Annotated in this window: 9 protein-coding genes; 4 read left to right on the top strand and 5 right to left on the bottom strand. The window is 61.5% G+C overall.

From position 1 onward, the window contains the following. Position 1 precedes the first annotated feature (1 nt). On the bottom strand, positions 2-1,411 hold the full coding sequence (locus QA637_RS01610) for a helix-turn-helix domain-containing protein (RefSeq protein ID WP_153438354.1): 1,410 nt from the start codon (positions 1,409-1,411) through the stop codon (positions 2-4). 229 nt (positions 1,412-1,640) lie between these two features. Here QA637_RS01610 and aceA point away from each other — a divergent pair, with 229 nt between their 5' ends. Both aceA and QA637_RS01600 read left to right on the top strand, forming a co-directional pair. After that, a complete protein-coding gene (gene aceA, locus QA637_RS01605) occupies positions 1,641-2,930 on the top strand; it encodes an isocitrate lyase (RefSeq protein ID WP_283063058.1) in 1,290 nt (429 codons plus the stop codon). A gap of 121 nt (positions 2,931-3,051) precedes the next feature. Beyond that, entirely contained in the window at positions 3,052-3,291 is a 240-nt protein-coding gene (locus QA637_RS01600; RefSeq protein ID WP_136506038.1) for an SMc00767 family acetate metabolism repressor, read from the top strand. A 178-nt stretch (positions 3,292-3,469) separates the two neighbouring features. Here QA637_RS01600 and QA637_RS01595 read toward each other — a convergent pair whose 3' ends face one another. From QA637_RS01595 to QA637_RS01580, 4 genes are all read right to left on the bottom strand, one after another. Continuing rightward, on the bottom strand, positions 3,470-4,351 hold the full coding sequence (locus QA637_RS01595) for a LysR family transcriptional regulator (protein WP_153438358.1): 882 nt from the start codon (positions 4,349-4,351) through the stop codon (positions 3,470-3,472). A gap of 377 nt (positions 4,352-4,728) precedes the next feature. After that, a complete protein-coding gene (locus QA637_RS01590; RefSeq protein ID WP_283063055.1) occupies positions 4,729-7,254 on the bottom strand; it encodes a methyl-accepting chemotaxis protein in 2,526 nt (841 codons plus the stop codon). A 503-nt stretch (positions 7,255-7,757) separates the two neighbouring features. Next, a complete protein-coding gene (locus QA637_RS01585) occupies positions 7,758-7,898 on the bottom strand; it encodes a hypothetical protein (RefSeq protein ID WP_167528199.1) in 141 nt (46 codons plus the stop codon). A gap of 266 nt (positions 7,899-8,164) precedes the next feature. Next, positions 8,165-9,349 (bottom strand): BaiN/RdsA family NAD(P)/FAD-dependent oxidoreductase, encoded by a 1,185-nt coding sequence (locus QA637_RS01580; RefSeq protein WP_184108436.1) that lies wholly within the window; start codon positions 9,347-9,349, stop codon positions 8,165-8,167. A gap of 135 nt (positions 9,350-9,484) precedes the next feature. Between QA637_RS01580 and QA637_RS01575 the strand changes: the two genes are divergently transcribed. Both QA637_RS01575 and QA637_RS01570 read left to right on the top strand, forming a co-directional pair. After that, positions 9,485-10,921, top strand: coding sequence for a glutamine synthetase family protein (locus tag QA637_RS01575; RefSeq protein ID WP_153438362.1), 1,437 nt, complete (start codon positions 9,485-9,487; stop codon positions 10,919-10,921). Positions 10,922-10,936: 15 nt separating this feature from the next. Further along, positions 10,937-12,223 (top strand): NAD(P)/FAD-dependent oxidoreductase, encoded by a 1,287-nt coding sequence (locus QA637_RS01570; RefSeq protein ID WP_153438364.1) that lies wholly within the window; start codon positions 10,937-10,939, stop codon positions 12,221-12,223. The last annotated feature ends 80 nt before the right edge of the window (positions 12,224-12,303 follow it).

The following is a 12,303-nucleotide window of genomic DNA, read 5'->3' as shown; positions in this document are numbered from 1 at the left end:
ACTACTGAAAATCGAAAACACTGAGGCCCGTCGCCATCTCATCAAGGCCGAGCGGGCGGGTGACGGGCGGTTCGGCGCGCGCCAGACAGCCTTGCCGCTCGCAGAGGCGGCAGGCCGCACCGACGGGTACTGCCACCATCTTCGAAGCACCATAGACGACTTCCTCCGCGAATCCGGCGTCACAGCCGATGAGCAGCGCCGTACGTCTCACCCTTTCCTCAAAGCCCGCTTGCGGTCCGTCGAGTGTCCGCGAAACGACAAGGAATTCACTACCTTCCGGCATTTCGACGCGGTCGACGAGAACCTGGCCCGGCACGGCGAAGGCGGCATGGATATTGAGCTTGGGACAGGCGCCGCCGAAGCGCGCAGCAGGAAAGCCAAGCGCGCCTGCACGGCGCAGCCGGTGGCCGGCATTATCGATCTCCATGAGGAAAAACGGGATGCCCGTTGCACCGGGACGCTGCAGCATCGTCAGTCGATTGGCTGCCTGTTCGAAGGACACCTGAAAGCGGGATCGCAATAGATCGATGTCGTATTTCGCGCGCTGTGCGGCGGCGAGAAACGTTTGATAGGGCATCATCAAGGCGTGAGCGGCATATCGTGCGAGTTCGAAGCGACCGATGCGGCGCGCCTCGGCAGTCGAGAAGCGGATTTGCTCCAGCTCTGCGTCGATCGCCTCGTGACAGGCGATCGACGCCACTTCCATGGCGATTTCCCGCGTCTGGTCGAAGGGTGACAGGCGTTCGGAAATAAAGAGCCGCATCGAGTGCCGGTCGAAACGCCGGCGCAGGTTCGGCATGGCGTGCACCGGCAGCGTTCTGACGACGAGGCCATGCTCCTTCTTGAGCCAGGCCTTCAGCGCTCCGGAGAGATCGTCGCCGGGGGAAAGCGCCGCATGGAACGCCTCCATGGCCTCCTCGATCCGCGCGAAATGATTGGGCCGCGCCTCGAACGCCTCGCGCACCTCGTCGATCGGCAGCCGCGTGCCCGAAAGCGCCGCCATGTGCCCCTGTCCCGCAAGGAGATCGGCAAGATCCTTGAGGCGTGACGCCTGCTCGCGATAGGCGCGATAAAGCTTGACGATGCCGCCGGAGGCATTGGGCGCCGCTTCGGCGATTTCGATCAGTTCCTGGTCGCCCGGGAGTTCCCCGGCTAGAAGCGGGTCCGCGAAAACCTCGCGCAGCTGCGCCAGACCGCCGCCGGTTTCTCCCTGCAACTCGTCGAGGTCCACCTTGTAGACCGAGGAAAGCTTGAGGAGAAGCTGCACCGTCAGCGGCCGCTGATTGCGCTCGATAAGGTTCAGGTAGGAGGGGGAGATGCCGAGCGCCTCCGCCATCGCCGTCTGCGTCAACTGAAGGCCGTTGCGGATGCGTCTGACGCGCGGCCCGGCGAAGATCTTGTTTTCAGCCATTTGTAACTCCCTTTACAAAATCGGCGCCGCGGCAGCTTTGACATCTTTTACAGATTTACAGATTCCCACTGTCAAACACAAGACAAGATAACCCTTTTGAATCGGCTATTCCTGCGATTTCCATGGCGCTCACGTGCACTGCAATGTAAAAAATGTCACATGAGCTTGCGGCCAAGAATGGGCGTAAGACCAAAGTCAAAGAGCTATCGGTTTTTACAAGGAGGCAAGAATGACTGATTTTTACAACCTCGTTCCCAGCGCGCCGCAGGGACGTTTCGACGGTGTCCAGCGACCCTATACCGCCGAAGACGTGAAGCGGCTGCGGGGATCGGTGGAAATCCGTTATTCTCTTGCCGAGATGGGTGCCAATCGTCTGTGGAAGCTCATCCACGACGAAGATTTCGTCAACGCGCTCGGCGCGCTCTCGGGCAACCAGGCCATGCAGATGGTCCGCGCCGGCCTGAAGGCGATCTATCTCTCCGGCTGGCAGGTTGCCGCGGACGCCAACACGGCTTCGGCGATGTATCCGGACCAGTCGCTCTATCCGGCCAATGCGGCGCCGGAACTGGCGAAGCGCATCAACCGCACGCTGCAGCGTGCCGATCAGATCGAAACCGCGGAGGGCAAAGGGCTTTCCGTCGAGACCTGGTTTGCGCCGATCGTTGCCGACGCGGAAGCGGGTTTCGGCGGGCCATTGAACGCCTTCGAGATCATGAAGGCCTTCATTGAGGCGGGCGCCGCCGGTGTCCACTATGAGGATCAGCTCGCGTCGGAAAAGAAATGCGGCCATCTCGGCGGCAAGGTGCTGATCCCGACCGCGGCGCACATCCGTAACCTGAACGCCGCGCGGCTCGCCGCCGACGTCATGGGAACGCCGACGCTCGTCATCGCCCGCACCGATGCGGAAGCGGCGAAGCTGCTCACCTCGGACATCGATGAGCGCGACCGGCCCTTTGTCGACTACGATGCCGGCCGCACCGTGGAGGGTTTCTATCAGGTAAGGAACGGCATCGAGCCCTGCATCGCCCGCGCGGTCGCCTATGCGCCGCATTGCGACCTTATCTGGTGCGAAACCTCGAAGCCGGACCTGGAGCAGGCGCGCAAATTTGCCGAAGGCGTGCACAAGGTTCATCCGGGCAAGCTGCTCGCCTATAATTGCTCGCCGTCGTTCAACTGGAAGAAGAACCTCGACGACGCGACGGTCGCCAAGTTCCAGCGCGAGTTGGGCGCGATGGGCTACAAGTTCCAGTTCATCACGCTCGCCGGCTTCCATCAGCTGAACTATGGCATGTTCGAGCTGGCGCGCGGCTACAAGGATCGGCAGATGGCCGCCTATTCGGAACTGCAGGAAGCGGAATTCGCAGCCGAGGCCAACGGCTACACCGCGACCAAGCACCAGCGCGAAGTCGGCACCGGCTATTTCGATGCGGTGTCGCTGGCAATCACCGGCGGCCAGTCGTCTACCACCGCCATGAAGGAATCGACCGAGCACGACCAGTTCCGCCCGGCGGCAGAATGAACGAAAGGCCGGGGCGCGCGGCATCCCTGCCCGTCGCGCGCCTCGGAAAACAACAGAACCTCGAACGGAAAGCGGAACCAATATCCCGCATCCGGCTCTTACCTTTGAAGGAGCAACACCAATGACAGTACAGACACGCGTCAAGGAACGGGCCGAGGAACAGTCGTCGGCCATGACCCCGGAACAGCAGGCAGCGATCCGCATGGTCGCGAACGACCTGCATCGCCTCAACCAGTCGGTCATGAAGGCCGTCGACGCCGGCGTTTCGGTCGAGCTCGTGCGCTCGGCGCGCCATCATGGCGGCGAAGGCAACTGGGGCGACCTGCTCATTCCGGTCATCGTCACACAAGGGCGGTCGTGATGTTCGGTCTCGCGGCTGTCGTGCTCGTCCTAACGCTCTCTGGCATGTACTGGCGCGACACCCTGTCACGCAAGCGTCGGATTCCCGTGGCCGTCACTCGCGACAGGGGCTGAAAGATAGCCTTCCATCCAGAGGAGGTCATCGGCCGACCGCAAATCGGCCGGTGACCGTTTCGGTCCTATGCAGAGGAGGTCCGCCGCGGGCGCTTGCCGGCAAATACATCCACGTGGCTGCGCAGCAGCCGTGTCATTCGGTCAACGACGGTGCGGATTTCCCGCCTGTGGCGGTCATCGTTGTTCATGACGATCCATTGCCGATGTCGAAGCGGTTCGATTTCCTCGCCGGCGCGCTCGAGCAGCGGATCGAGGTCGCCGACGAAGCAGGGCAATACCGCCCTTCCCGCCCCGGCGCGCGCGAGATCGAGCAAGGAGCGCGGGCGACCAACCGTCGCAACAATGCGGCCGGCCGCCTGCTCGTGCGGCCAGCGCAGATAGGCCGAGATCGCCTCTTCCTCGGCAACCGCAACCCAGCGATCCGGCCCACCGTCCGGCGCATTTTTCCGCCGGTAGGCGGCATAGGCCACTTCGCCGATCAACCGCGAGGCCAGATAGGCCTCTTCCGGCTCGAAGGCGCGGATGCCGATATCGCTCTCCCGATAGGCAAGATTCGCCCGCGCCTCCCCGATCGAAAGCGATATGGCAAAGGCATCGCGCTCGGTGCAGATCGCCGGAAAATTTTCCGCGATCAGCCATGCGTTCCACGTTCCGGCCGCGATGCGCACGACCGGCATCCCCTCGCCTTCCTTTTGCCAGTTCTCAACCTTGCGAGCCGCCGCCTCCATTTCCTGCAATTGCTCGAACAGGAGACGTCCGTCGGCGGTGAGCACGTATCCGGTCTGGCTGCGCACGAAGAGCGAGCGCCCGGTACGCTCCTCGATCTCCAGCATCCGGCGGCCGATGGTTGCCGGACTAAGGCCAGTTACCTGCGCCGCACCAGTCAGGCCGCCGGCGCGCGCCACGGTCATGAAACAGCGGTAGATGTCCCAGTCCATGTTTTTCATGGGTGAAAGACATATGGGGAAATGGGATGTATGTAAAACAGTTTTGAATGCATAAAAAGGAGATGCCCAAAAACGAGGAGCATCACCATGGACATGATGGCAATGGCCGTTCTATTCGATATGGCCTCAAGAAATCGCCGCTGGGACGAACCGTTCGAGCCCCGACGGCCAAGCCGCACGAAGGACTTCACGAAGGAGCTATTTGCGGCGTTCTTCCGCAGGCGACGGCCCGCCGAGACGCACGAGGACACGGCCGACACCTGTCCGGCCCTTTGCGCAAGCAGCATGAAATGAGAACGCCGCGCATCCCTGATGCGCGGCGTTCAGTTCTTCGGCGCCACGCGGCGTGCCCGCAGGACCTTTAACGTTGGCGTCCGCTACGCTGCGCGATAGACCTGACCGGAACCGGTCTCCGGCTCCAGCCGGAATTGCTCGACGAGCATCATCAGCGTATCTGCCTGGCTTGCGAGTGCGCGGCTGGTGGCCGTCGCTTCCTCGACCATCGAGGCATTCTGCTGGGTCATCTGATCCATCTGGTTGACGGAGCCGTTGACCTCGTTCAGCGCCGCCGCCTGGTCGCGGCTGGCCGTCGCGATCATGTCCACATGCTGGCTGACGGAAACGATCTGAGCGCTGATCGAAGCGAGCACCGCGCCGGTCTCCTTGACGAGATGCGAGCCGGAATTGACCTCCTCGGTCGACTTGTTGATGAGCCCCTTGATTTCCCGAGCCGCCTCGGCGGAACGCTGCGCCAGTTCCCGGACCTCCTGCGCGACGACGGCAAAGCCCTTGCCCGCCTCACCGGCTCGTGCAGCCTCAATGCCGGCGTTCAAGGCCAGCAGATTGGTCTGGAAGGCGATGTCGTCGATGACCTCGATGATCTGCTCGATCTGGCGTGAAGCCTCTTCGATGCGTCCCATCGCGGCGATGGCATTGGTAACGACGGTCGCAGAGCTGTCGGCGCTCTTCTTGGTCTGCGAAACGGCGAGGTTCGCCTCGTGCGCACGCTCGGCCGAGGAACGCACGGTCACCGTGATCTGGTCGACCGCGGCCGCGGTCTCCTCGAGCGAAGCCGCCTGGGCTTCGGTGCGCTTGGAGAGCGAGTCGGCCGAATGATGCATGTCCGCACCGCTCTGCTGGATTGCCTGGGCGTTCGTTCGGATCTGAGCGAGCGTATCCTGAAGCCGGATGAGCGACCCATTGAAATCCGTCCGCAACTGCTCGAGCCGGCCGTGGAAGGGCACCTCGATCTGGCGCGATAGGTCGCCTTGCGCCAGACGTCCTAGGCCAGCGGCGAGTTCGCTGACGGCAAGATCGATCTGCCGGTCGAGTTCACGCTTCTCGGCGTCGTTGCGGCTGCGCTCCGCTTCGGCACGAGACCGCTGCTCTTCGCTTTCTGCCTCGATGCGCACCTTGGAAAGGGCGTTTTCCTTGAACACGCCGAGGGCACGCGCCATGTCGCCGATTTCGTCGCGCCGTGCGTCGCCGTCGATCGCCGTATCGAGCGCACCGTCGGCAAGGCGGCGCATCGCGGCGGTAATCTGCCCGATCGGTTTCTTCAGCGTCAGCGTCAGCGCGATTCCGGCGAGCAACGCGATGATGACGCCGGCGACGGTCGCAGCAACGGAGATCTGGTTCGCTTCGTCGCGTTCGGTACCGGCGGCGACTTTCTGCTGCTCGGCGAACTCGGTCAGATCGCCCCAGATCTGATTGATCGATTCACCCGCCGCATTGAACTCGGAATTGCGCTTATCGGAACTCGCGACCAGCGCAACACCATCCTTCTTCATGACGTCGATGATCGGAAGGAGCGTGTCCGACGTGGTGCCGAAGAAGCTCATCCCGTTCGCGACTCCGCGCAGCGTCGTCAAATTTGCCTGAACGGCAAGGAACTTATCCAGGAGCTTTTTGCGATTTTCCTCGGTCGTGCTGCCAAGGAAGGCGGCTGCGGCGATCTGGATGTCGGTGATCGACGTGGATAGCCGGCGCGTCGCCGTCAGCACCGATTCGGTGCTCGCGATCTTTTCATCGAGTTCACTGAAGATCTGCGTGGCTTCGCGCATCTTGCCAACGGAGGCGGCTTCGAGGCGGAAGCTCGCCGTGCGGAAGCTATCGACATACTTCGAAATGCTGCCGAGTGTTTCGGGTCCGACCGGTGCCTTGATCAGCGAGCCGATCTCGCTCGAGGCTGAATTCACGGTGTCGGCAAGGGACTTTTCGCCCTTCGGCAACAAGGTAAAGATCTCGCGCTGCGTGCGGCCGATCATCGGGAAGCGGTCCCTGACCTGCTTCAGCTTCTCCTCGACAGTGGTCGCCTTGGCGACCTCGGTGCCGAACTCAGCGAAGAAGCGGCTGGCGCGCAGGAGCTTTTCGGCGTTCCGGAGCATCGTCTTGGCCGCGTTCTCGTCCTTGCGCACGGCATATTGCAGCCGGTTCGTCTCTTCATTGATCTTCGACTGCTCGGCCACCAGACGTTCCAGATTGGCCGTCGTGGCCGCACGCAGTTCCTGCTCGCCGACATGCAGCGTCCAAAGTCCCTCGATACGCGCCTCGATATCGCTGGTCGCAGCGATCGCAGCGGTCAGCTCTTCCTGTCCATTCTGGCCGGCAACCTGTTCGGCGGTTTCAGCGAGGATGTCCTTCTGGGCGGCGATCGTAGAGCGAACGGCATCGCGGCTTTCCTCGGTCGTCTTGTAGAGGAAGTTGTTCATGCCCGCATAGACGTCCTTGAAGCCGCTCAGCGTTTGCAGGACGCTATTTGAAATCTCCATGCGCCCCTGCAGCAGACCCGATGCGTAGAGGCCAGTGATGCCGACAGCCGAGATGCTGACGACAAACGGCAGGATGAAGAAAAGAACCTTCGTCTGAATCTTGAAACGGGCAAGAATTCTATCGATGAACATTGAAAACACCTTGGCTCGCAGCTCGCGTTTCGCTTCCCCCGATGGCCCTCACGCCCCAAGCAATTGCTGGGGGAGAAACAGGCCACCCGATGCGCAAACAGGCTGATGTTTTTCGGGAGATCATGCGGCGCACGCCGCCAGTTCGCCGGCAATCATTGCGGGGCCAAGCTGCCTCTTACTGCCTGGTTTCTTAAATCGCAGCCGACTTAAGGACAAAAACATGCAGCAATTCAAAGTGCTACAGCGTCCCTTGCGCGTCGGGTAGGACGCGCGGCGCTGCAAGGCAGCGAGGCCCTGACGGAACTCACTTGGGCGCAATAGTCGATTTGAACGATTAAGATTTGTATAAGCGGCCGGCGGTTTTTAAGGCGGCGATAGCGGCCCGGATGACTTTGTGACAACGGCCACGCGGTTTCGGCCGTATCACAGGCACCGCAAATGTAGATCAGGTGAGCTTGGCTTCACCTGGAAGGCGCTTCCGCCTTCCTGACTTGCACTCAGATTCAGAAAGTGGCGAACGTCGCGACGGTCACAACGAGAAAGAGAGCGATAACCGCACCGAAAGCAATCAGCTCATGGTGCGAGCGGCTCTGCTCAGTGCGGGCAATCGCAACAGCGCGGGGACGGCGGCGTGAGTGAATCATGGCATCCTATCCTTGTCCTACAGCGCCGCGCGTTTTTCCGACGCGCACAGGACGCTGTAACCTTGAATCGCTGGCAGCCAACCTCGCTACCATGCCCATCATGGTGCCTTCATCCTGCGGCCGAGGAAAGTCCATGAAATGGAAACAGTGTGGTTTCCGTTTAGGGACCGCCCCCAGTCCTGTGCAGGCCGTGCAGCCATAAGTTCAGGTTGAGCCATTTCCATTAACAATGGCTGAAAAGGCAAATCACCAATTCTTCCGCATGGTCACACCTCTTGACCGGCGGCGAAGCCGGAAGCCCAGGCCCATTGAAAATTATAGCCGCCGAGCCAGCCGGTGACATCGATACATTCACCGATGAAATAAAGCCCTGGATTTTGCCTCGCCTGCATCGTGCGGGAATCGAGCGCACGGGTGTCGACGCCGCCGAGCGTAACCTCTGCGGTCCTGTAACCCTCCGACCCGGCGGGCTTCAGCGTCCAGTTCTGGATGGAAGCCGACAGCGCATCGATGGCCTTGTCGGAGAGGTCGGCGAGCATCCGCCCGGCCAGTTTTGCTTCGTCGGTAAAGAACTGCGCCAGCCGTCGCGGCAGGATGTCGGCCAGGGCCGTGTGCGCAGCCTGCCGGCCGTTTGTCCGGCGCATCCCCTTGAGAATGGATGCGATATCGATATCGGGCATGAGCCGCAGGACGACCTCCGCGCCTTCCCGCCAATAGGAGGAAATCTGCAGAATGGCGGGGCCGCTCAGGCCGCGATGAGTGAGTAACAGCGCTTCGCGGAAGGCGGCCTTGCCGCAGCGCGCTTCGACATCGGCCGCAACGCCTGCCAGTTGCCCTATCTTTTCAAGTTGTGCCGGATCGAGGGTCAACGGCACGAGCGCCGGCCGCGTTTCGACGATCGGCAGACCAAACTGTTCCGCGATCCTGTAGGCAAAGCCCGTCGCGCCCATTTTCGGGGTCGACTTGCCACCGCTCGCAACCACCAGTGACGCAGCCTCGACAGGACCATCATCGGTCGTCACACGGAATCCGGATGCGGCTTTCTCGATCGCCGAGATCGCCGTTGCGAGCCGGAGCACGACGCCCGCCTGCTGCATCTCGGCGAGCAGCATGCGGATGATGTCCTTCGCCGAATGATCGCAGAAGAGCTGGCCAAGCGTCTTCTCGTGCCATGTGATGCCGTGCCGCTCGACGAGCGCGACGAAGTCCTGCGGCCGGTAGCGTGCCAGCGCCGACTTGCAGAAATGCGGATTCTCGGAGAGGAAGTTCTTCGGGCCGGCATGAATATTGGTGAAGTTACAGCGGCCGCCGCCGGAGATGCGGATCTTTTCGCCCGGTGCCTTGGCGTGGTCGAGCACGAGCACGCGGCGTCCGCGTTTTCCCGCCTCGATCGCGCACATCATGCCGGCCGCACCTGCACCAATGATCACCACATCGTGTTTTTCTGCCACGGAAGACCCTTTTTCACGTTTCAGCCTTCCTTTCCGATGGCCGAACCAAAAGTCAATCGCGATCCGCTGAAGCCGCTCTAGCCAATCGCCAAACTCCGGCTATGATGCGCTATCCGAAGCCAAACCCGGTGATTTATGCCCTCCAAGAGAAGTGTCGCCCAGCAAGCAGCAAAGATCAGCAAGAGTTCGAAAATTCCCGCCGCCCTGCACTCGTCCCGAGGCGTGAAGACTTGGAAGGAGGCAGTCGACTGGCTCAAGATTCGCGGTATCGAAGATATCGAATGCATCACGCCTGACCTTGCCGGCGTACCGCGCGGCAAGATGATGCCGACCTCCAAGTTCACATCGAACACCTCGCTTGCCCTTCCTTCGGCGATCTACCGTCACACGATTTCCGGCGAATATCCCGACGAAACCGACCAGTTCCGCTATGACTCGCGCGACAGCGACATCAAGCTGCTGCCCGATCTTTCGACCCTTTCGATCGTTCCCTGGGAGACCGACCCGACGGCGCAGGTGATCTGCGACATCGTCGGCTCGCAAGGCGAGCAGATCAATTACACGCCGCGCAACGTCTTGAAGCGCGTGGTCGACCTCTATCGCCAGAAGGGATGGAAGCCGGTCGTAGCACCCGAGATCGAGTTCTATCTGGTCGCCCAGAATGATGATCCGGACTATCCGCTGCGTCCGCCGAAGGGCCGCTCCGGCCGCTCGATTCTCGGCGGCCAAGGCTATTCCATCGCCGGCATCAACGAGTTCGACGAACTGATCGACGACATCTACCACTTCTCCGAAAAACAGGGCTTGGAGATCGACACCCTCATTCACGAAGAGGGGCCGGCGCAACTCGAAATCAACCTCAGGCACGGCGACCCGATCGAGCTTGCCGATCAGGTTTTCCTGTTCAAGCGCACGATTCGTGAAGCGGCGCTGAAGCACGGCATCTATGCGACCTTCATGGCGAAGCCGATGCAGGGCCAGCCCGGCTCGGCGATGCACATTCACCAGTCGGTCGTCGAGATCAATACCGGCCGCAACCTCTTCTCGAATGTGGACGGGTCGCCATCGAAGGAATTCTTCTCCTTCATCGGCGGGATGCAGCATTACGTGCCGAGGACGCTGGCGATGATGGCGCCTTATGTGAACTCCTACCGGCGGCTGACACCCGACATGTCTGCACCGGTGAACACCGCCTGGGGTTACGACAACCGGACGACGGCGTTCCGCATCCCCGTCTCGGACGCGGCGGCTCGGCGCATCGAGAACCGCCTGCCGAGTTCGGATGCCAATCCCTATCTGGCGCTTGCGGCCTCGCTCGGCTGCGGCTATCTCGGCATCATCGAGGGCTTGCAGCCTACACCGCCGACCGAGGACACCGCCAACGAAGGCGAAATCGATCTGCCGCGCGGCCTGCTCGAGGCCGTTTCGCTGCTCGAATCGGCACCTTCGCTCGCCGACGTCTTCACGCCCGAGTTCATCGCCATCTATGCCGGCGTGAAGCGTGGTGAATTCGAGACCTTCATGCAGGTCATCAGTCCGTGGGAACGGGAATTCCTGCTTCTGAACGTCTGACCGAAAGGCGCCCTCATGCCCTGGCAAAGCCCGATCTCGCCCGGAATTTCCTGGTATGAGGCGACGATCCCGAAGCGTCCGGCCTATCCGGTGCTGACAGGCGCGCGGAAAACCGACGTTGCTATCATCGGCGGCGGCTACACGGGCCTTCAAGCCGCCTACAATCTCGCGAAAAGCGGAACAGACGTCACCTTGATCGACGCCTGCCGTTTCGGCGATGGCGCCTCGGGCCGCAACGGCGGCCAGTTCGGCACCGGGCAGCGCGCCTGGGCGGAGGATACGGAGGAAGTGCTCGGCCACGAGCGTGCCAAGCTCCTGTTCGAGATGGCGGAGAATGCCAAGCGCTATCTGCTGGACTTCGCCGCCGAACACGGAATCGACATCGAGTTCGTGCCCGGGCAGCTTTCTGTCGGACACAAGAACAGTCTTGAGAAAGACTACCGCCGTCATGTCGAGGCGATGGTGGAGCGTTTCGGATATCCGCACCTTACCTTCATGGAACGGGACGAGACGGCAAGCCGACTTGGATCGCATCATTATCAGTTCGGCATACGCGACACCGGCACCGGGCACATCCACCCGATGAAACTGCTCGTCGGTCTTGCAGAGCAAGCGGCCCGTGCCGGCGCCAGCCTGCACGAACAGACGAAGGCGCTGAAGATCGACAAAAAGGGCGCCGCGATCGTCATCGACACCGATCGCGGCACGATCACCGCCGACCGGGTGCTGATCGCATGCAACGCCCATATCGGCAACCTTGAGCCTGTAACCGCCAGCCACGTCATGCCGATCCGCTCGTTCATCGGCGCGACGGAGATCCTGTCCGACCATCCGGATGTACTGCCCGGCGGCGAATCGGTCGATGATTCGCGCTTCGTCGTGCGCTATTTCCGCAAATCGAAAGACGGACGGCTGCTCTTCGGCGGGCGCGAAGCCTATACGGCCGACAATCCACGCGACATTTCCAGCCACATCCGCCGCCAGATCAGCGAAATCTATCCGGCACTCGCCAATGTCGAGATCACCCACGCCTGGGGCGGTTCGGTCGGCATCACCATGCCGCGCCAGCCTTTCTGCCGCGAGGTCATGCCGGGAGTCACGAGCATCGGTGGCTATTCCGGTCACGGCGTCATGCTGTCCAACTATTGCGGCAAGCTCTATGCTGACTTGGTCTTGGGCAAACAGACGGAGCTGGATCTTCTCAAGGCCTTGAAAATACCGGCTTTCCCAGGCGGAATGCGATTCCGCTCGGCACTCCTGTTCCTCGCGCTCAGCTGGTATGCTTTGCGCGACCGGCTCTAAAAAGCCGCGCGCAGACGCATTTTGTTGCGTCGCACCCTAGCGTAATTAAATCGATTAGATTATACGTGCCCCTGACCTGA

The organism is Sinorhizobium terangae (genome assembly GCF_029714365.1).
Lineage (GTDB): Bacteria > Pseudomonadota > Alphaproteobacteria > Rhizobiales > Rhizobiaceae > Sinorhizobium > Sinorhizobium terangae.
Note: the sequence above shows the minus strand (reverse complement) of the source record. Positions and strands in the feature narration are given on the sequence as shown.

What these genes read in the sequence shown, in the direction of transcription:
- QA637_RS01610 (WP_153438354.1), bottom strand. Translation starts at nt 1,411, where the DNA reads ATGGCTGAAAACAAGATCTTCGCCGGGCCGCGCGTCAGACGCATCCGC.
- aceA (WP_283063058.1), top strand. Translation starts at nt 1,641, where the DNA reads ATGACTGATTTTTACAACCTCGTTCCCAGCGCGCCGCAGGGACGTTTC.
- QA637_RS01600 (WP_136506038.1), top strand. Translation starts at nt 3,052, where the DNA reads ATGACAGTACAGACACGCGTCAAGGAACGGGCCGAGGAACAGTCGTCG.
- QA637_RS01595 (WP_153438358.1), bottom strand. Translation starts at nt 4,351, where the DNA reads ATGAAAAACATGGACTGGGACATCTACCGCTGTTTCATGACCGTGGCG.
- QA637_RS01590 (WP_283063055.1), bottom strand. Translation starts at nt 7,254, where the DNA reads ATGTTCATCGATAGAATTCTTGCCCGTTTCAAGATTCAGACGAAGGTT.
- QA637_RS01585 (WP_167528199.1), bottom strand. Translation starts at nt 7,898, where the DNA reads ATGATTCACTCACGCCGCCGTCCCCGCGCTGTTGCGATTGCCCGCACT.
- QA637_RS01575 (WP_153438362.1), top strand. Translation starts at nt 9,485, where the DNA reads ATGCCCTCCAAGAGAAGTGTCGCCCAGCAAGCAGCAAAGATCAGCAAG.
- QA637_RS01570 (WP_153438364.1), top strand. Translation starts at nt 10,937, where the DNA reads ATGCCCTGGCAAAGCCCGATCTCGCCCGGAATTTCCTGGTATGAGGCG.